Source organism: Burkholderia sp. YHN3-13, assembly GCF_055810675.1.
Map to the genome: position 1 here is coordinate 97,790 of NZ_JBVVNQ010000014.1, position 19,197 is coordinate 116,986.

Sequence of the window (19,197 nt, forward strand, 5' to 3'; positions counted from 1 at the left end):
CGGGCCGGCGCGCTCGAACGCGCTCGGAATCCCGGGTCATGGGCATCGGTGGCGCGATCCCGCCCCCGATCGGCCCCGTATGCGCGAGCAGCGATCTTTATCACCGCAGCAGATAAACGTATCCGAATCGCTTCGTTGACGCGTGCCGGCAAGGCCTCGTAGATTCGCGTTTTGACCGAATCAGAGGCCGTGCCGTGACGACTACCGCCATCCGCGATGCCGCAACGCTTTCCGCCGGGCATCCCGCCTTGCGGCCGGACGGTGCGGCGCAGCATTTCGACATCGTGCCGTTCGACGCGCCGCTCGGCGCCGAGGTCATTGGCCTCGACCTGTCGAAACCGCTCGACGCCGACGATTTCGCGCGCATCCATCGCGCGCATCTCGATCACCACGTGCTGGTGTTTCGCGATCAGCGCATCACGCCGGACGAGCACATCGCGTTCAGCCGCCGCTTCGGCCCGTTGCAGATTCACGTGCTCCACCAGTTCGCGCTGGCCGGCCACCCGGAAGTGCTGATCGTGTCGAACATCGTCGAGAACGGCAAACCGGTCGGGCTCGGCGACGCCGGCCATTTCTGGCATTCCGACCTGTCGTACAAGGAAAAGCCGAGCCTCGGCTCGCTGCTGCACGCGCAGGAGCTGCCCGCCGAAGGGGGCGACACGCTGTTCGCGAACATGCACCTCGCATGGGACACGCTGCCGGCCCACTTGCGCCGCGCGGTCGAAGGGCGGCGCGCCGAGCATACGTACCTCGCGCGTTATGCGGAACTGCAGGCGCGCAGCCCGTGGCGGCCGAACCTGTCGCCCGAGCAGATCGCGCAGGTCGCGGCGGTCGTTCATCCGGTCGTGCGCACGCATCCGGAAACGGGCCGCAAGGCGCTGTTCGTCAGCGAGCATTTCACGACGCGCATCGTCGGGCTGCCCGACGACGAAAGCCGCGCGCTGCTCGACGAACTGTTCGCGCACAGCGTCCGCGCCGAGCACCTGTATCGGCACGCATGGCGCGACCACGACCTGGTGTTCTGGGACAACCGTTCGCTGATGCATCTGGCCGCCGGCACGCCCGACCACCTGCGTCGCAAGCTGTACCGCACGACGATCGAAGGCGACGCGCCTTTCTGAGCCGCGCGCCGCGTCATTCATTCCTGCCCCATCCCGACCGGAGTTCCGATGTCGTTTTCGTTCTTGCCGGCGCGTCGCGCGCTGGTGGTCACGCTCACCGCCGCGCTCGCCTTCGCGGGCGCGGTGATCCCGCAAGCCGCGCAGGCGGAGGGCCGCATCCGCATCGCCGAGCAGTTCGGCGTCGTCTACCTGATGCTGAACGTCGCGCGCGACCAGCAACTGATCGAGAAGGAAGGGCGCAAGGCCGGCCTCGACATCAAGGTCGACTGGGTGCGGCTGTCGGGCGGCGCGGCCGTCAACGACGCGCTGCTGTCCGGCGCGGTGGACATCGCGGGCGCGGGCGTCGGCCCGCTCCTGACCGTGTGGGACCGCACGCGCGGCCGGCAGAACGTGAAGGGCGTCGCGTCGCTCGGCAATTTTCCGTACTACCTCGTGAGCAGCAACCCGAACGTGAAGACGATCGCCGACCTCAGCGCGAAGGACCGCATCGCGGTGCCGGCGGTCGGCGTGTCGGTGCAGTCGCGTGTGCTGCAGTACGCGGCCGCGAAGCAGTGGGGCGACAAGCAGTTCGACAAGCTCGACCCGCTCACGCAGGCGATTCCGCATCCTGACGCGACGGCCGCGATTCTCGCGAACAGCAACGTGATCACCGGCCACTTCGGCAATCCGCCGTTCCAGGAGCAGGAACTTGCCGGCAACCCGAACGCGCACATCGTGCTGAATTCGTACGACGTGCTCGGCGGCCCGAGTTCCGCGACGGTGCTGTACGCGACCGAGAAATTCCGCGACGACAACCCGAAGACCTATCGTGCGTTCGTCGCCGCGCTGGCCGACGCCGCACGGCAGATCGCGGCCGATCCGGAGCGCGCGGCCGACACCTATATTCGCGTGAACGGTTCGAAGATCGATCGCGCACTGCTGCTGAAGATCCTGCGCAATCCGCAGGTGCAGTTCAAGACCGCGCCGCAGAACACGCTGCCGCTCGCGCAGTTCATGCATCGCACCGGCGCGATCCGCAACGAGCCGAAGTCGTGGCGCGACTACTTCTTCGACGATCCCGCGACCGCCGGCGGTAGTTGAGCGGAGTCGACGCTGCGACGCCGCGATCGACGCTTATGCGTCGGCGCGGTTTCGATATGCGCAATCGATGGTTGGTCCGCGCGACGCCCGGCCGTATGTTGATGTTTTTCCCGCAAGAGATTCGATCGTGAACGCCACTTCTCCCCGAACCTGGTTGCCGCCGTATGCGGCACGCGGCGGCGCGTCGCCGGTCGCATCCGCCGCCCCCGATACAGGCGCCGCCGGGCAGCCGGCAGGGAATGCCGCGCAGGCCGGTGCGCACAGCGAACGCCTGCTGGCCATCGACCAGGTCAGCCTCGAATACCGCAGCGGCGCGCGGATCGTGCGCGCGACGCATCAGGTGAGCTTCGACGTGTACGGCAGCGACCGCTTCGTGCTGCTCGGCCCGTCGGGATGCGGGAAGTCGACGCTGCTGAAGGCAATCGCCGGCTTCATCGAGCCGGTCTCGGGTTCGATCGCGCTCGACGGCCGGCCCGTGCGCGGGCCGGGGCCCGACCGCGTCGTCGTGTTCCAGGAATTCGACCAGTTGCCGCCGTGGAAGACGGTCGTCGAGAACGTCGCGTTTCCGTTGCGTGTCGCCGCCAAGCTGTCGCGCGCCGAAGCACGCGAGCGCGCGCTGCACTATCTCGACAAGGTCGGCCTGGGCGCGTTTGCCGACGCCTATCCGCATACGTTATCGGGCGGCATGAAACAGCGCGTCGCGATCGCGCGGGCGCTGGCGATGCAGCCGCGCGTGCTGCTGATGGACGAACCGTTCGCCGCGCTCGATGCGCTCACGCGCCGCAAGATGCAGGAGGAACTGCTGCGGCTGTGGGACGAATTCCGCTTCACGCTGTTGTTCGTCACGCATTCGATCGAGGAGGCGCTCGTGGTCGGCAACCGGATTCTGCTGCTGTCGCCGCACCCGGGCCGCGTGCGCGCGGAACTCAACAGTCACGAGCATTCGCTCGACAACGTCGACACCGGCGACTTCCGCGACAACGTCGCACGGATCCATCGCCTGCTATTCGACACCGACGCCCCCCATGTACCGACGACGGAGGACGCCGCATCATGAGTACGATCGATCCGGTCCTGCCGCCGCTGCCGCCCGTGCGCGACGAATACACCCGCACGCTCGTCACGCCGCCCGAAGCCGAGCGCGCGGCGCCGGCACCGCTGCTGCGCCGCATCGCCGGGGCCGCGTGGTTTCGCCGCGGCGTCATCGCGCTCGTGCTGATCGCCGCATGGGAGATCGTCGCGCGCATCGTCGCGAACGATCTGCTCGTCCCGACCTTCGGTGCGACGCTGGCCGCATTCGTGCAAGGCATCGAGTCGGGCGAACTGCTGGTCAAGACCGGCATCTCGATGTCGGTGCTGCTGCGCGGCTATGCGCTGGGCGTGCTGCTGGCGTTCGCGCTCACGTCGCTTGCCGTGTCCACGCGCATCGGCCGCGATCTGCTGACGATGCTCACGTCGATGTTCAATCCGCTGCCGTCCATTGCGTTGTTGCCGATCGCGCTGCTGTGGTTCGGGCTCGGCACCGGCAGCCTGCTGTTCGTGCTCGTGCACGCGGTGCTGTGGCCGCTCGCGCTGAGCATGTATACCGGCTTCGCCGGCGTACCGGTCACGCTGAAAATGGCCGGGCGCAACTACGGGCTCACGGGCCTGCGCCAGATCGCGCTGATTCTCGTGCCTGCCGCGCTGCCGTCGATCCTGTCGGGGTTGCGCGTCGGCTGGGCATTCGCGTGGCGCACGCTGATCGCGGCCGAGCTCGTGTTCGGCGCGAGCGCGGGCCAGGGCGGGCTCGGCTGGTACATCTTCCAGAACCGCAACGAGCTGTATACGGATCGCGTGTTCGCGGGCCTCGCGGCCGTCATCGTGATCGGGCTGCTGGTCGAGAACCTCGTGTTCGATACGCTCGAACGCGCGACCGTGCGGCGCTGGGGCATTCAGCACTGAGTATTGACGCGTCCGGACGCGATCAATCCCGGCGCATGCGGAACGTAAGCTGAAGTCGGCTTTTCGCGCGCGGCGGGTGGGTCCCTGTACTTGCGGGCGGCGTGTCACGTACGCCGCATAACGGATGCCGCGTCGTGCGCTGCCGCGATGCTCTCCGATCTACGCGAACAAGGATCTGCCGAATGACTGCCCGTGATGCGCTCGATCCGCGCGACGCATGGCGCGACGCGCGCGGGTGCACTGCCCGATGCGGCGGCAAGCGGAGCGAGACGGGTCATAGCTTGCCCGGCCTGGGGTCGGGCACGAAGCCGTCGCGGTTCGGCATCTTCACGCGCGGCAGCGTGCGCGCGTCGAGCCGGGCGTCGCCGGGCACGATGCCGTTCAGGTGGAGGACGTACGCGGTGACCGCGTAGACGTCGTCCGCGCTCAGCGATTGCGGTGCGTTGTACGGCATTGCCCGGCGAATATAGTCGAACAGCGTCGTCGCGTAGGGCCAGTAGCTGCCGACCGTCTTTTTGGGTTTCGCGCTCGCGAGCGATCCGATGCCGCCCACGAGCGGATCGCCGACACCGCCTTCGCCGCCGGCGCCGTGACACATCGCGCATTTGTCGGCGAACACGTGGCCGCCGCGTGCGACCGTGCCCGCGCCGGGTGGCAGGCCGGTGCCGTCCGGCGCGACGTCGATGTCCCACGCGGCGAGCGCCGCGCGATCGACCGGCTGTCCGAGGCCGAAGCCGGCGCCGAACGCGCCCGACGTCATCGCGCAGCCCGCCAGCAGGCAAATGAGCACCTTACGCATTGCGCACCTCGCCGTCCGTGCCCACGCGCCAATTCTGGATGCCGTTGTAGTGGTACTGCGAGTTCAGGCCGCGTGCGGCGACGAGCGCGTCGCGGGTCGGCTGCACGTAGCCGGTTTCGTCGGTTGCCCGGCTTTGCAGGTCGGCCGGCTCGCCGCGCCATACCCAGTCGGCCTCGAAGCGTGTCAACGCACGATCGCGTACGTCGCCGGCGAGCCGTGCGGGTTGCCACGTGCGACCGCCGTCGGTCGACACGTCGACGGCGCGAATCCGGCCGCGGCCCGACCACGCGTAGCCGCTGATCGGGTAATAGCCGTGCGCGGCGAGCCGATGGCCGGCCGACGGCCGCGTGATCACCGATTTCGCGTCCATCTCGAACACGAACTGGCGCGCGCAGCCGTCGGGCAGCAGATTCGTGTATTTCGACGTTTCCTCGCGCGTCATCTCGGGCGCACGCACCAGCTTCAGCCGTCGCAGCCACTTGATGTTCGTGTTGCCTTCGAAACCCGGCACGATCAGCCGCACCGGGTAGCCGTTCTCGGGGCGCAGCCGTTCGCCGTTCTGCGCATAGACGACCAGCGCGCGCTCGAGGATCCGGTCGAGCGGCAAGCTGCGCGTCATCGCCGCGCCGTCCGCGCCTTCGGCGAGCAGCCAGCGTGCGTCGGGATCGATGCCCGTCTCGTCGAGCAGCGTCGACAGCCGGACGCCGGTCCATTCGCAGCACGACAGCAAGCCGTGCGTGAACTGGACCGGCAGCCCGCTCGGGCCGTTCCATTCGCTGCCCGTGTTACCCGAGCATTCCAGGAAGTGGATCCGCGATTCGGACGGAAAACGCAGCAGGTCGTCGAGCGTGAAGACGCGCGGCTCGCGCACGAGGCCGTGCACGACGACCCGATGGCGTTGCGCATCGATGTCCGGCACGCCCGCGTGATGACGCTCGTAGACGAGCCCGTTCGGCGTGATGTCGCCGAACAGGTCGGCGAGCGGCGTCATCGACGAGCCGGAACCGGGCAGCGCAGGCGTGCGGGCGCTGCGGCGAATCACGTCGTGCTCGTGCTGCCCCGGCATGCCGTAGGGTGGCGACAGCAGTGGCGCACCGGGCGCACGCGTCCATGGCGGCACCTCGAGCGGCTGGCTCGCGAGCGCGCCGCCGGCAGGCAGCATCGCCGCCGCCCAGCCGCCGGCGAGCTGGCGCAGCGCGGCGCGCCGGCCGGGGCGCGAAGCGCGGGGAGGAAAGCGGGAATCGGTCATGGTCGGGCACGGGTTGCACGCGGGAGCCGCGCGCGGGGAAACGCACATTCTCGGCAACCGGGCGCGGCGCGGCAAACAACGATTCCCGCTTTGCTTATCGCGACTATTTCGCGGGCGTATAACGCGTGATCGCAGCGGCTGGACGCTGCAACACCATCGCAGGGAGTTGACACGGTTTTCGCGATGCCACGCACGATGACAACCTTATTTTTGTCTACGTCTACGAAGCGCCGAATTGCCAGCCAGCAGACGAGTATGTCGATCCGGGACCGGTTCGGCGGTCGCACATCATCGCCTTCGTGTGGGACGACCTGACGAGCCTCATATGTGACGACCATCGCGGGGACTTTCACGTGGGGCGGCGTGCGTCAACCGCAAGCGCCGGATGCCCTGGCCGACCGCGGAGCGGGTGACGCCCATCCGGTCTGCCGCCGCGCGGAAATTCCGTTCTTTCGCGGCCGCAGGGAGCAGCGGCAGAAGATTCGGGTCCATATCATTGTCCAGTTACGCTGACCAACCTGTCACAGCAGGCACACGCGACGCAGCGCGACCGTCCTCAGATACAGCGATTTGCCGAGCCACGGCACGAACACATACTCGTCGTATGCGTCGCAGCCGATCAGGATCCAGTGCGACAGAACGTTGGACATGATGGTCTCCTCGGACCCGCTCGCCGCGAGGGGAAGCGGGGCGGGACGTCGCGAGCGCGATCCGTCGTGCCCGCACACGGTATACCCTGCGCACACGGCGTCTATTCCCGCCGCCGCGCGAGGTGCTTCGCGCGCGGGATGTCGCAAGTTGCCGGAATAAACCGGCCCGCGCCGCGGTATGCGGATCAAGTGCCGGACGCATCGACAGGGAGGAGCCATGAGCGACGGGGAGCAGCTACGCGGGGACGTTCCGGACCAGTCATCGTGCGATCGCGGGTCCGCCTCGACGACGAACGACGGGCCACGGTCGCCGGCGTTCCGGGACCGCGTGCGCGGTGCCGCGCGAAGGCTGCAGCTCGGGTCCGGCATCATGTTGTGGATCTATATTTCCATTCACATGATCAATCACGCGCTCGGCATCTGGTCGATCGACGTCGCCGAGCGCGGCCTGCATCTGGCGATCGGCGTCTGGCAAAGCCTGCCCGGAACGATTCTGCTGTACGGCGCAGCCGGCCTGCATTTCGCGCTGGCGATCCGCACCATCTACGGCCGCCGGCACTGGGCGCTGCCGCCCGCCGAATGGCTGCGTCTGTGGGCCGGACTCAGCCTGCCGCTGCTGTTGATCCGTCACGTCGTCGGCACACGCGTCGCGACGTCGTTCTACGGCTTCGAACCGAACTATGCGCGGGTCGTCGTGGCGTTGCTGACGAGCGGCACGCAGGGCTTGCAGATCGCGCTGCTCGCGCCCGGGTGGGTGCACGGCAGCCTCGGGCTATGGTTTCATTTGCGCCGGCGCGCGTTTTTCCATCGCGCGCGGTTCGTGCTGCTGGGCATGCTCATCCTGCTGCCCGTGCTGTCGGCGGCCGGATTCGTGCAGATGACGCGCGCGGTCGTGCCGGGCAGTCTCGCCGCGCCGGCCCCCGACGCCGCGCTGGTGGCCCATCGCGCCGCGCTCGACAGCTGGCGGCATCTGCTCGTCGCCGGTTACCTGTCGCTGATCGTCGTTGCGTTCGCCGGCGGGCAGTGGCGAAACCGGTTCGCCGGAGGCGTTTCGCGCGAGCAGCCGTGAACGGCGGCGCGCCCGTGGTGCCGTCGCCAAAGAGGCGATCCACGTGTGCCGGCCGCGTCCCGCGCAAGAGGGTTCCGGCCGTACCTAGTCTACTGACAGGAATTGACACGAGCTTCGGCGATACTGTGCGCTTTCGTATCCGTTGATCCGCGGCGCACATCGGCGCCCTTCCGTCATGACCACTACTCAGGCTTCCGCCCCGCTGAAAGATTCGTTGGGCGAGCAACAATTCCGAACACTGTCCGACCTGCTGCATGCGATCGAACCCGGCTTCGATCGGGCGGCATTTCTGACGACGGCGCTCGACGGCCTCGACGACCTGACGCTGATGGCGCGCGTCAGGCGCGCCAGCGTGGCGATCGATGCGGCGGCGCAAGCATTGCCCGGCGGCTACGACGCCGTGCTGGCGTTGCTGCAGGAGGCGGCGCCACGATTGGGCCGCGGATTCGTGTCGCTCATCGCGCCCGATTACGTCGGGCAGTACGGTCGGCATGCGTTCGACCGTTCGATGGACGCGCTGAAAGGCTTCACGTCGTTCGGTACGTCGGAATTCGCGGTGCGCGAATTCCTGCGCATCGATACCGCGCGTGCGCTCGCCACCATGGAAGCCTGGTCGCACGACGCGGACGATGCCGTGCGACGGCTGGCCAGCGAGGGAAGCCGCCCGCGTCTGCCGTGGTCGTTCCGCCTGCGCGACATCGAGGCCGACCCGGCGCTCGCGGCGCCGATTCTCGACACGCTGCGCGCGGACCCGAGCGCCTACGTGCGCCGCTCGGTCGCGAATCACCTGAACGACGTGGCGAAGTCGCATCCGGCCTGGGTGCTCGACCGTGCGGAACGCTGGGGCGGTGACCATCCGCATACGCGCTGGATCGTCCGGCATGCGCTGCGCACGCTCGTGAAGCAGGGCGATGCGCGCGCACTCGCGATACTCGGTGCCGAACGCGCGCCGCGGCTTGCCGTCGGCCCGTTCGGCGTGACGCCCGCGCAGGTGGTGCTCGGCGAATCGATCACGCTCGACTGCGAGCTGCATTCCACGGCCGACACCGCGCAGCGGCTCGTCGTCGATTACCGGATCGCGTACGTGAAGCAAAATGGCGAGGCGTCGCCGAAGGTGTTCAAGCTGAAGGGGCTGACGCTCGAGCCCGGCGCGCGCGTCGCGCTGCGGCACAGCCGGGCGATCCGCGATTTCACGACGCGGCGGCACTATGCGGGCCGGCACGAGGTCGAGCTGATCGTCAACGGCCAGGTCGTCGCGCGGTCGTTCTTCGAGCTCGCGATGTGAGGATGGCCGTTCGACATCGCCGACCGGATCGTCGACAATCCCCCGCGTGTACCGCATCCGCGCCTGCCTGGCCGCCGAGAGAATCTGCCATGACCGGAATATCCATCAGGACTGCCCATATCGACGATGCGCAGGCGATCGCCGATTTTCACGTGAAGGTCTGGCGGCATACCTATCGGGACCTCGCGCCTGAGCAGGCCCATGCGATTCTCGACGAGCATTACCGCGGCAAGACATGGCGGGAAAAGCTGATGTCGAACGACGGCCGTCAACGGGTGCTCGTGGCACACGCCGGCGGCAGGATCGTCGGCATCGGGATGGCTGGCGCGCCGTCGGAGCCCGTATTCGGCGGCCGCGGCGAAATCAAGTTCCTGTACGTCGATCCCGAATTCAAGCGCCGCGGCATCGGCCGCCAGCTGCTCGCACGACTCGCGACGCATTTGAGCCGCTTGCATTATCCGGGCGCCGCGTTGAGCGTGGTCAAGGGCAACGATGCCGCGCTCGCCTTCTACGCGGCGCTGGATGGCCGGCTCGCGGGCGAGTACGTCGATGCGGGGCCGGTCTGGCGGTCGCACAACGTCGTCATCGTATGGGACGACCTGGCGCGCCTCGCGTCCTGATCGCACCACGGCCGCCGCGGTACCCCGCCGGCGGCACGCGTCACGCCAGACGGGCGCGCAGCCACGACGTGAACGCGGTCACGAGCGGCGCCTCGGTCAGCTCGTGACGCGTGACGAGATAGTACGCGTGGCGTGACGGCACCGTCTCGCTGAACGGCCGCACGAGCGTGCCGTCGATCAGGTCGTCGCGCACCGACAGGCTGTCGCCGAGCGCGACGCCTTGTCCGTGTACCGCGGCCTCGACGCCGATGTGCGCGTTGCCGATCTCGAGGATGCGGATGCCCGGCAGCCTGTCGGCGTTCGCTTCGGCCAGCCAGCGCATCCACGAGCCCGCATGTTCGCAGAACAGCGTGCGCCCGGCGAGATCCTGCACCTTGCGGATCGCATCGCGCCCGTTCATCAGCGCGGGGCTCACGACCGGGAACAGCGCCGGATGCGCGAGCAGCTCGACATGCCGGTTGCGCCAGTTGCCCTCCCCGTAGCGGATGCAGACGTCGACGTCCGGCGAATGGATCTCGCGCTCGTCGTTCGACGGAATCACTTTCAGATGAATGCCCGGGTAGCGCTCGAGAAAATCGCCGATGTGCCGGGCGAGCCAGCGCGACGTCAGCGACAGCGGCGTCGATACGGCGAGATCGCCGACGGCGGCCGGCGATTCGAGCCTGACGGTGGCGTTCGCGATCATGTCGAACGCGGCGCTGACCGGTTTCAGCAGCCCCTCGCCTTCGGGCGTGAGCTTCACGCGCGCCTTCGATCGGACGAACAGCGCGATGCCGAGCGTGCTTTCGAGAATGCGGATCTGGTGGCTGACCGCGCTCGCGGTCACGTGCAGCTCGTCGGCGGCGGCCGCCACGCTGCCGCGCCGGGCAGCGGCCTCGAAGGCGCGAAGCGGATTCAGCGGGGGCAGGCGGTTGCGCATCGGGGGAGCGTCGGTGGCGACGATACTGAGAAAAATTTCATTTAAGCGGATTCAATTTCTCGCTACAACAAAAAAAATTGAATGCCTACAGTTGAGGGCATCCAACCGAGTCGAGGTCGACCGCAATGAGCCTTACCGAACCGATCGAACGCCTGTGGGGCGGCCGTTTCCAGTCCGAACCGTCCGACGCGTTGCAGAACCTGTCGCGTTCCGATCCGAGTTTCTTCCGCCTCGTGCCGTACGACCTGGCCGGCTCGCGCGCGCATGCGCGCGAGTTGAACCGCGCCGGCATCGTGAACGACGACGAACTCGCGCAACTGCTGGCCGCGCTGGACGGCATCGCACGCGATTACGCCGCGGGCGCGATCGCGCCGTCGCTCGCCGACGAGGATGTCCACACGTTTCTCGAACGGGTGCTCACGCAGCGGCTGCCGGCGCTCGGCGGCAAGCTGCGCGCCGGGCGTTCGCGCAACGACCAGGCGGCGAACGACCTGCGCCTGTATCTGCGCGACCACGCACGCCGGCTCGTGCGCGGCGTGCTCGACCTGCAGGATGCGCTGGTCGGCCAGGCGAGCCGGCACGTCGACACGGTGACCGCCGGCTTCACCCATCTGCAGCCCGCGCAGCCGATCGTGTTCGGGCATCAGTTGCTCGCGCATGCGCAGGCGCTGTATCGCGATGCAGACCGCCTGGTCGACTGGGACCGTCGCACTGCGCGTTCGCCGCTCGGCGCCGCTGCGCTCGCCGGCTCGGCGATCTGCGTGCGGCCCGAGCTGTCGGCGCGGGAGCTCGGTTACGACGCACCCTGCGAGAACTCGATCGACGCGGTGGCCGCGCGCGATCACGTCGCCGAATTCGTGTTCGTCACGAGCATGCTGGCCGTGAACCTGTCCCGCCTGTCGGAAGAAGTGATCCTGTGGACGTCGCGGCAATTCCGCTGGGTGGAACTCGACGACAGCTACGCGACCGGCAGCTCGATCATGCCGCAGAAGAAGAACCCCGACATCGCGGAGCTGACGCGCGGCAAGGCGGGGCGCCTGATCGGCAACCTGTCCGGCCTGCTCGCGACGCTGAAATCGCTGCCGCTCGCGTACAACCGCGATCTCGCGGAAGACAAGATCGCCGCGTTCGATTCGATCGATACGCTCGGACTCGTGCTGCCCGCGATGGCGGGGATGATTCGCACGATGCGCGTGAACGTCGACGAGATGCGCCGTCAGGCGCCGCTCGGCTTCACACTCGCCACCGAGGTCGCGGACTGGCTCGCGCTGACGGGCGTGCCGTTCAGCGAGGCACACGAGATCACCGGCGCGCTCGTGCGCGTGTGCGAGCACGACGGCATCGAACTGGCCGACGCGAGCGCGGAGCAGCTGCAGGCCGTGGATCCGCGCCTCGCGCCGGCGGTGCGCGCGCATCTGACGCTCGACGCGGCCGTGGCGGCGCGCGGCGGCGCGGGCGGCACGTCGCCCGCACGCGTGCGCGAACAGATCGGCCGCCTGAGCGGCGCGATCGAACGCCAGGCCGCGTGGGCGGCCGACTACCGGGGGCCGTCATGCTGAGTGCATCCGATTCGCGGCGCCTCGATGGCGCATCGCCGATGCCGGCCGGCGCCGCGGCAGACGAGACCGCCGGCCTCGTGCGCGTGCGCCGGCGCTACTGGGGCCGTTATGCCGCCTCGATCGCGATCATCGTCGCGCTCGCCTACGTGGCCGTCGCGTTCGCGCGCGGGCAGATCGAGTGGCGCGTCGTCGGCCAGTTCCTGACCGCGCGCTCGATCTTGACCGGGCTCGGCAACACGATCGTGATGACCGTCCTCGCGATGACGCTCGGCATCGTGCTCGGCGTCGTCACCGCGGTGATGCGGCTGTCGTCGAACCCGGTGCTCGGCGCGATCGCGCAGGGTTACATCTGGCTGTTTCGCGGCACGCCGATCATCCTGCAGCTGCTGCTGTGGTTCAACCTCGCGCTGGTGTTTCCGACCCTCGGCATCCCGGGCATCGCCGAATTCCGGACCGTCGACGTGATGACGCCGTTCCTTGCCGCGCTGCTCGGGCTCGGCATCAACCAGGGCGCGTATACGTCGGAAGTCGTGCGCGCGGGGCTGCTGTCGGTCGATACCGGCCAGTACGAGGCCGCGAAATCGATCGGCATGCCGCACCTGCAGGCGCTGCGCCGCATCATCCTGCCGCAGGCGATGCGCGTGATCGTGCCGCCGATCGGCAACGAGCTGATCGGCATGGTCAAGCTGACCTCGCTCGCGAGCGTCGTCCAGTACGCGGAGATGCTGCACAACGCGCAGAACATCTACTACGCGAACGCCCGCGTGATCGAGCTGTTGATCGTCGCGGGCATCTGGTATCTCGCGGTCGTCACCGTGCTGTCGCTCGCGCAGGCCCGCGTCGAACGGCGCTTCGCGCGCGGCGCGGGCCGTGCGGCAGGCCGCGCATGAGCGACGCGACCGTCAACCATCGGGAGAACGTCATGACGAACGCAGTCGTTCGCGCCGTGGACGTACGCAAGGCGTACGGCGATTTCCAGGCGCTGCACGGTATCACGCTGGACGTCGCGCAGGGCGAAGTGCTGTGCATCATCGGGCCGTCGGGCTCGGGCAAGAGCACGTTCCTGCGCTGCATCAACCAGCTCGAGACGATCAGCGCGGGCGCGCTGTGGGTCAACGGCGAACTGGCCGGCTACCGGCGCACCGGCAACCGGCTCCACGCGCTGTCGGAGCGTCAGGTCGCACGCCAGCGGCTGGCGACGAGCATGGTGTTCCAGCGCTTCAACCTGTTCCCGCACAAGACGGCGCTCGAGAACGTGATCGAGGGCCCCGTGCAGGTGCTCAAGCGCCGCCGCGCGCAAGCCGAGGAGGAGGCGCGCGCGCTGCTGGCGCGCGTCGGGCTCGCGCACAAATGCGACGCGTTTCCGGTCGAGCTGTCGGGCGGCCAGCAGCAACGCGTCGCGATCGCGCGGGCGCTGGCGATGCATCCGCAACTGATCCTGTTCGACGAGCCGACGTCGGCGCTCGATCCCGAACTCGTCGGCGAAGTGCTCGCCGTGATGCGCGATCTCGCGAAGAGCGGCATGACGATGATCGTCGTCACGCACGAGCTCGGCTTCGCGCGCGAGGTGGCCGATCGCGTCGTGTTCATGGACGGCGGCCGGATCGTCGAGAGCGGGCCGCCGGAACAGGTGCTGTCCGCGCCGTCGCATGCGCGCACGCGCGACTTCATCTCGGCCGTGATCGCATGAGCGGGCCGGGCCGCCCGGCCCGCCGCACCCGAGCGAGCCGGCACGCAGACCGGCGCAGCACTTCACTACTCACCATGACAAGGCGACATCCCATGAAAGCATCCGTCCTGACCCGCACGCTGGCCGCTGTCGCGTTCGGCGCACTCGCGCTGCATGCGTCCCACGCAACCGCGCAGGCCGCCGGCGCGAAGCGCACGCTGAACGTCGCGATCGTGCCGAACTATCCGCCGTTCGAATACAAGGATCCGGCCACCGACAAGCTGGCGGGCTTCGACGTCGATCTCGGCGAAGCGCTCGCCGCGAAGATGGGCGCGAAGCTGAACTGGGTCGAGACGAGCTTCGACCAGATGATGAGCGCGGTCGCGACACAACGCGTCGACATGATCCTCTCCGGCATGACCGACCTGCCGACGCGCCGCGACGCGGTGACGTTCGTCGACTACATCGAGACGGGGCCGCAGTTCTACACGCTGAAGACACGCGCCGGCGAGTTCGCGCAGATGAGCGCGCTGTGCGGCAAGCGCGTGGGGTCGAGCCGGCGCACGTCGTTCCCGGACAACACGACCGCATGGAGCGCGGAGAACTGCGTGAAGGCCGGCAAGCCGGCGATCGTCGTGGTCGGCACCGACGGCTCGTCGGACGCGCGCATGCAGCTGCGCCAGAACCGTATCGACGCGGCCGTGCAGGGCGGCGAGACGCTGCCGTACCAGAACAGCCTCGAGCAGAACGCGTACGCGCCGGTCGGCAAGCCGTTCCTGTCGCAGTACACGGGCATTGGCGTCGCGAAGGGCAATACCGCGCTGAGCGGTGCGCTGAGCACGGCGCTCAACCAGATGATCGCGGACGGGTCGTACCACAAGCTGCTCGCGAAGTGGGGGCTGCAGGAACACGCGGTGGCGAAGGCGATGATCAACGGCACGCACTGAGCGCGCGATGACGGATCTGGCTCCCCGCTGGCCGGACGCGAAGCGTGCATGCGTCGCGCTCGCGTTCGATCTCGACGGTCCGACCGGCGACGCGATGCTCAACGGGTCGATCTGGCGCAACCCCGCGTATTTCACGCTCGGCAGTTACGGGCCGTGGCGCGCGCTCGGCCGGCTGCTCGACGTGCTGGCGTCGTTCGAGGTGCCCGCAACCTTCTTCGTGCCCGCCTGGGTCGCGCGGACGTGGCCGGATCGATGCGCGGCGATCGTCGAGCGCGGCCACGAGATCGGTTATCACGGCTACCGGCACGAAGCCTTCTGGACACTCGAACCGGATCGGCAGCGCGAGATCATGGCGCAGTCGGCCGAGATCCTCGTTCGGATGCTCGGCGTGCGGCCGGTCGGATTCCGCACGCCGTCCGGCGACTGGAGCGCGGCGACGGTGGACGTGCTGCGCGAGGCCGGTGTGCGCTATTCCAGCTCGATGCGCGGCGACGACCGGCCGTATCTTCTGCACGGCGCGGACGGCGAGCCGCCGCTCGTCGAGATACCGGGGCGCTGGGAAACCGACGACTACGCGTCGCTCGCGTACCACCGCAACCCCGACTATCCGGCCGGGCTCGATCGGATCGCCGGCTACGAGGCGACGCTCGACAACTGGATGCGCGAGTTCGACGGCGTCTACCGGGAAGGGCTGTGCCTGACGACGCTGCTGCACCCGAAAGTGTGCGGCAAGCCAGGGCGCATCGCGCTGCTCGAGGCGTGGCTCGGCCATATGCGCGCGCGCGACGGCGTATGGTTCGCGCGTTGTCGCGAAGTGGCCGATTGGTGGCTCGCGCAGCATGCGCGAGAGGCGCAAACGCAACGGAGCGGCCGATGACGACCCTTCCCGCGTGGCCGGGCGGCGCGCGCTGCGCGGTCGCGATCACGGTCGATTTCAACGACATTCACGGTATCCAGGCACGCGAGCCGCGTATCGCCGGTCGCGAGAAATCGCTGTCGGTGTGGCGTTACGGCGCGACGCGCGGCGTCGAGCGGTTGCTCGACACCTTCGATGCGTTCGGCGTACCCGCGAGCTGGTTCGTCCCGGGCATCGTCGCCGAGACCCACGCGGCAGCGGTGCGCGAGATCGGCGCGGCGGGCCACGAACTCGGCGTGAGCGGGTATCGCTGCGAAGACTTCGATGCGCTGCCGCTCGCCGCGCAGATCGATGCCTGCCGTGCCGGGCGCGCGGCGCTCGCGGATGCGACCGGCCGCGACGCGGAAGGGTTTCGCTCGTTCACCGGCAACTGGGCCGGCGGCTTCGCGGACTGGCTCGTGGCGGAAGGCTTCACGTGGTCGTCGTCATGGCGCGGCGACGATCTGCCGTACGTGCATCCGCGCGGCGACGGCGGCGCACATGGCGCGCGGCTCGTCGAGCTGCCGCTGCACTACGAGCTTGAAGACGAGCCGTACTTCGAGTTCAACCTGTCGCCGCCGGTGCCTGCCGGCCAGCCGCGCATCGCGGCGTACCGCGACGTGCTCGACAACTGGCGGCGCGATGTCGACGGGTTTCGGCGGTTCGGGCTGTGCTGCGTGGTGCGTCTGCATCCGGAGATCATCGGCACGGCGGGGCGTATCGACCTGCTGCGCGCATTGCTCGCGCACCTGCGCGATGCGGGCGACGCGTGGTTCGCGACCGGGCGCGACATCGCACGCTGGTGGCGTGCGCAGGCGCCCGTCAATCCGCCGGGCCATCCGGTCGACGTATTCGCGCACTGCGTGGCAGACGCGTCCGCGCGATGACGGCGGCGCCGGAAACGCGCGCTACCCGGCTGGCGGCATTCGTCGCGCAAACGGCCGCCGATGCATTGCCGGATGACGTCGTCGCGAAGGCGCGGCGTCATGTGCTCGACACGCTCGGCGCGGCGCTGGCAGGCACGTGTGCCGCCGAGACGCGCAGCGCCCGCGCGCTGACGGGCACGGTCGCGCAGGGCGGCGCGACGCTGTGGGGCACGCGGCACGCCGCGGGCGCGCGCGATGCGGCGTTCGTGAACGGCATTGCCGCGCACGCGCTCGAACTCGACGATTCCGGCGGCTGCGATCATTCGGGCGCGGTGGTGTTGCCGGCCGTGCTGGCCGCGCTGTCGTGCGCGGGCCGCCCGGTGACGGGGCGCGAATGCGTGATGGCGATCGTGCTCGGCTACGACGTCGGCCGGCGCGTGCTCGAAGCGGCGGGCGGCTACGCGGCGCACAACGGGGCGGGCTGGCACTCGACGCTCAGTTGCGGCGTGTTCGGCGCCGCGGCCGCGAGCGCGCGCGTGCTCGGGCTCGACGCCGCGCGCACGCGCGACGCGCTCGGCCATGCGGCGAGTTTCGCGGGCGGCCTGTGGGGTTTCATCCACGACGGTTCGCAGACGAAGCGGCTGCACGCCGGGCGGGCGGCGGAGGGCGGCGTGCTCGCGGCGCTGCTTGCGCGCGAAGGCGTGAGCGGCCCCGCGCGGGTGTTCGACGACGTATGGGGCGGTTTCTTCAGCACGTTCGCCGCGCAGTCGCATGCGCCCGATGCACTGACCGACGGCCTCGGCACTCACTGGAAGCTGATGCGCTGTTCGATCAAGCCGCACGCATCGTGCCGCAGCGCGCATGCGGCCGTCGACGCGGCGCTGCAGCTCGCGAACGGCCGCAGGTTCGATGCGGGCGACATCGAGCGGGTGGTCGTGCGCGCGAGCGCGTTCGTCATGCGCATGTGCGGCGGTTGCGATCTGACGACGCTGTCGTCCGCGCAGATGAGCCTGCCGTATGCGGTGGCGGCGGCGCTTGCATTCGGGGACACGGGAATCGGCGTGTATCGCGCGGCGCAGCGCAGCGATCCGCGCGTGACCGCGCTGCTGGCGCGCATCGCGCTCGAGGTCGACCCGGCGCTTGGCGATCTCGACGAGCCGACGGTGATCCTGCATGGCACGGACGGGCGGCAGGCATCGTGCCATGTGCCGATCGCGCTCGGCGATCCGCGCAATCCGCTGCCGGACGCGGCCTTGCTCGCGAAATATCGCACGCTGGCGGGCGTGGCGTTCGACCGGCCGCAGGTCGATGCGCTGGGCGACGCCTGCCTGGCGCTGGATCGGCTGGAGGACGCGCGCGTGATGAACGAATGGCTGGCTGTGAAGCTTTGATAGGTTGGTTCGATGGTTCGTCCGGACGGGGTCCGGGCGACTGAAGGTCGCCAAACCCCCGATCTTCCAGGAACCCGGCCGGATGAACATCCACAAGAATGTCCGACGCGCTTTCGCGCGTCGATTTGAGCTGGTTCGGGAGATCACCGGATCCGGTTCGAGCGTGCCGCACGCGGCACGTCAATCGTTGCCCAACCGGATCCGCTGGGCGAGCAGATCGACGAAGGCGACGACCTTGGGTGAAAGATGGCGCCTCGTCGGATAGAGCGCATAGACCGGAATGTCTTCCCAGGACCAGTCGACGAGCAGGTGCCGCAAGCGCTTCCCGTCGAGATCGTCGGTGCACAAGGCCTTGGGTAACCATGCGATTCCCACGCCGGCGAGAGCGGCCACTCGAACCATCTCGATGTCGTTGGCCATCAGTCGTGGCGTAATGCGGACTTCGGTACGTTTGCTTCCTGATTCCAAAGGCCAGACGCGCGACGTCGCTTTACCGCCAAGGGCGATGCAGGCGTGGTTCGTCAGTTCGGCAGGTGTCTTCGGGACGCCATGGCGTTCGCAGTATTCGGGCGTCGCCACCAGCATGAACTGTGCTGTTCCGAGCTTGCGTGCGACGAGCGACGAATCGACGAGTGCGCCCGCCCGAATCGCGACGTCGAAGCGCTCGTCGACGAGATCGACAAGGCGATCTGAGTTCACCAACTCGATCGCGACGTCGGGATGGCGAGCGAGGTATTCGGCAATGATCGGTCTGAGTGGGCTGAAAGACATCGGCGCCGCGACCCGCAGCACGCCACGGGGCGTCCCACGCATTCCCGCCACTGCGCTCTCCGCCTCTTCGATGTCGCTCATGGCGGGGCCGACGCGTTCGAACAGGACGCGGCCGGCCTCGGTGAGGCTGAGCTTGCGTGTCGTGCGCTGAATGAGCCGCTCGCCGATCCGGTCTTCCAGGTCGGAGATTTTTCGGCTTACCGTGGACTTCGGCAGGTTCAGGCGTCGCGCTGCCTCACTCAGGCTTCCCGCCTGAATGACCCGGATGAATATCAGGAATTGGTTGAGATCGATTGTTCCACTCATGGAACGATGATACTAAAAATGCCCGTCTTGTTCAACGAAAGGCTCGGACGTATCTTCTGC

General features: G+C 68.5%; 20 protein-coding genes. 14 read left to right on the forward strand and 6 right to left on the reverse strand.

What is annotated here, in order from left to right; all coding sequences use genetic code 11:
• The first annotated feature begins 194 nt into the window (after window positions 1-194).
• The 4 genes from AC0KUR_RS26920 (at window position 195) to AC0KUR_RS26935 (ending at window position 4,142) form a co-directional block, all read left to right on the forward strand.
• Window positions 195-1,121, forward strand: a complete 927-nt coding sequence (locus AC0KUR_RS26920; RefSeq protein ID WP_027785913.1) for a TauD/TfdA dioxygenase family protein — start codon at window positions 195-197, stop codon at window positions 1,119-1,121.
• Between the two features lie 48 nt (window positions 1,122-1,169).
• Entirely contained in the window at window positions 1,170-2,201 is a 1,032-nt protein-coding gene (locus AC0KUR_RS26925; protein ID WP_473376620.1) for an ABC transporter substrate-binding protein, read from the forward strand.
• Window positions 2,202-2,268: 67 nt separating this feature from the next.
• On the forward strand, window positions 2,269-3,258 hold the full coding sequence (locus AC0KUR_RS26930) for an ABC transporter ATP-binding protein (protein ID WP_200086203.1): 990 nt from the start codon (window positions 2,269-2,271) through the stop codon (window positions 3,256-3,258).
• On the forward strand, window positions 3,255-4,142 hold the full coding sequence (locus tag AC0KUR_RS26935) for an ABC transporter permease (protein ID WP_049036684.1): 888 nt from the start codon (window positions 3,255-3,257) through the stop codon (window positions 4,140-4,142). Before AC0KUR_RS26930 ends, AC0KUR_RS26935 begins: the two co-directional genes overlap by 4 nt.
• Before the next feature lie 274 nt (window positions 4,143-4,416).
• Here AC0KUR_RS26935 and AC0KUR_RS26940 read toward each other — a convergent pair whose 3' ends face one another.
• The 4 genes from AC0KUR_RS26940 to AC0KUR_RS26955 form a co-directional block, all read right to left on the reverse strand.
• The gene (locus AC0KUR_RS26940; protein WP_034190946.1) at window positions 4,417-4,941 is read right to left on the reverse strand and encodes a c-type cytochrome; all 525 of its coding nucleotides are present in this window, start codon (window positions 4,939-4,941) and stop codon (window positions 4,417-4,419) included.
• Window positions 4,934-6,190 carry a sulfite dehydrogenase gene (soxC, locus tag AC0KUR_RS26945; RefSeq protein ID WP_473376621.1) on the reverse strand — a complete coding sequence of 419 codons (1,257 nt, stop codon included), beginning with the start codon at window positions 6,188-6,190 and terminating at the stop codon, window positions 4,934-4,936. The genes AC0KUR_RS26940 and soxC overlap by 8 nt, the downstream gene beginning before the upstream one ends.
• A gap of 321 nt (window positions 6,191-6,511) precedes the next feature.
• The gene (locus AC0KUR_RS26950; protein WP_080287969.1) at window positions 6,512-6,682 is read right to left on the reverse strand and encodes a helix-turn-helix domain-containing protein; all 171 of its coding nucleotides are present in this window, start codon (window positions 6,680-6,682) and stop codon (window positions 6,512-6,514) included.
• Window positions 6,683-6,711: 29 nt separating this feature from the next.
• Window positions 6,712-6,840, reverse strand: a complete 129-nt coding sequence (locus AC0KUR_RS26955) for a hypothetical protein (RefSeq protein ID WP_257786220.1) — start codon at window positions 6,838-6,840, stop codon at window positions 6,712-6,714.
• Window positions 6,841-7,210: 370 nt separating this feature from the next.
• Between AC0KUR_RS26955 and AC0KUR_RS26960 the strand changes: the two genes are divergently transcribed.
• The 3 genes from AC0KUR_RS26960 (at window position 7,211) to AC0KUR_RS26970 (ending at window position 9,814) form a co-directional block, all read left to right on the forward strand.
• Window positions 7,211-7,909: a hypothetical protein gene (locus AC0KUR_RS26960; RefSeq protein WP_473376622.1), complete on the forward strand. Its 699-nt coding sequence runs from the start codon at window positions 7,211-7,213 to the stop codon at window positions 7,907-7,909.
• Between the two features lie 175 nt (window positions 7,910-8,084).
• Window positions 8,085-9,194, forward strand: coding sequence for a DNA alkylation repair protein (locus tag AC0KUR_RS26965; protein WP_034190947.1), 1,110 nt, complete (start codon window positions 8,085-8,087; stop codon window positions 9,192-9,194).
• Between the two features lie 89 nt (window positions 9,195-9,283).
• The gene (locus tag AC0KUR_RS26970; protein WP_226253839.1) at window positions 9,284-9,814 is read left to right on the forward strand and encodes a GNAT family N-acetyltransferase; all 531 of its coding nucleotides are present in this window, start codon (window positions 9,284-9,286) and stop codon (window positions 9,812-9,814) included.
• 40 nt (window positions 9,815-9,854) lie between these two features.
• Here AC0KUR_RS26970 and AC0KUR_RS26975 read toward each other — a convergent pair whose 3' ends face one another.
• Window positions 9,855-10,733 carry a LysR substrate-binding domain-containing protein gene (locus tag AC0KUR_RS26975; RefSeq protein WP_034190949.1) on the reverse strand — a complete coding sequence of 293 codons (879 nt, stop codon included), beginning with the start codon at window positions 10,731-10,733 and terminating at the stop codon, window positions 9,855-9,857.
• A gap of 125 nt (window positions 10,734-10,858) precedes the next feature.
• Here AC0KUR_RS26975 and argH point away from each other — a divergent pair, with 125 nt between their 5' ends.
• The 7 genes from argH (at window position 10,859) to AC0KUR_RS27010 (ending at window position 18,060) form a co-directional block, all read left to right on the forward strand.
• Window positions 10,859-12,292 (forward strand): argininosuccinate lyase, encoded by a 1,434-nt coding sequence (gene argH, locus AC0KUR_RS26980; protein WP_034190950.1) that lies wholly within the window; start codon window positions 10,859-10,861, stop codon window positions 12,290-12,292.
• Window positions 12,286-13,182: an amino acid ABC transporter permease gene (locus AC0KUR_RS26985; protein WP_473376623.1), complete on the forward strand. Its 897-nt coding sequence runs from the start codon at window positions 12,286-12,288 to the stop codon at window positions 13,180-13,182. The genes argH and AC0KUR_RS26985 overlap by 7 nt, the downstream gene beginning before the upstream one ends.
• Complete coding sequence (locus tag AC0KUR_RS26990) at window positions 13,179-13,982, forward strand: amino acid ABC transporter ATP-binding protein (protein WP_080287970.1); 804 nt, start codon at window positions 13,179-13,181, stop codon at window positions 13,980-13,982. Before AC0KUR_RS26985 ends, AC0KUR_RS26990 begins: the two co-directional genes overlap by 4 nt.
• A gap of 92 nt (window positions 13,983-14,074) precedes the next feature.
• The gene (locus AC0KUR_RS26995) at window positions 14,075-14,908 is read left to right on the forward strand and encodes an ABC transporter substrate-binding protein (protein WP_124609303.1); all 834 of its coding nucleotides are present in this window, start codon (window positions 14,075-14,077) and stop codon (window positions 14,906-14,908) included.
• A 7-nt stretch (window positions 14,909-14,915) separates the two neighbouring features.
• Entirely contained in the window at window positions 14,916-15,785 is an 870-nt protein-coding gene (locus AC0KUR_RS27000; protein WP_034190952.1) for a polysaccharide deacetylase family protein, read from the forward strand.
• Window positions 15,782-16,690 carry a polysaccharide deacetylase family protein gene (locus AC0KUR_RS27005; RefSeq protein WP_124609304.1) on the forward strand — a complete coding sequence of 303 codons (909 nt, stop codon included), beginning with the start codon at window positions 15,782-15,784 and terminating at the stop codon, window positions 16,688-16,690. The genes AC0KUR_RS27000 and AC0KUR_RS27005 overlap by 4 nt, the downstream gene beginning before the upstream one ends.
• Window positions 16,687-18,060 carry an MmgE/PrpD family protein gene (locus tag AC0KUR_RS27010; RefSeq protein ID WP_473376624.1) on the forward strand — a complete coding sequence of 458 codons (1,374 nt, stop codon included), beginning with the start codon at window positions 16,687-16,689 and terminating at the stop codon, window positions 18,058-18,060. Before AC0KUR_RS27005 ends, AC0KUR_RS27010 begins: the two co-directional genes overlap by 4 nt.
• A 180-nt stretch (window positions 18,061-18,240) precedes the next feature.
• On the opposite strand, the gene AC0KUR_RS27015 is transcribed toward AC0KUR_RS27010, so the two are convergent.
• The gene (locus AC0KUR_RS27015; protein WP_124609306.1) at window positions 18,241-19,137 is read right to left on the reverse strand and encodes a LysR family transcriptional regulator; all 897 of its coding nucleotides are present in this window, start codon (window positions 19,135-19,137) and stop codon (window positions 18,241-18,243) included.
• Window positions 19,138-19,197: the final 60 nt, after the last annotated feature.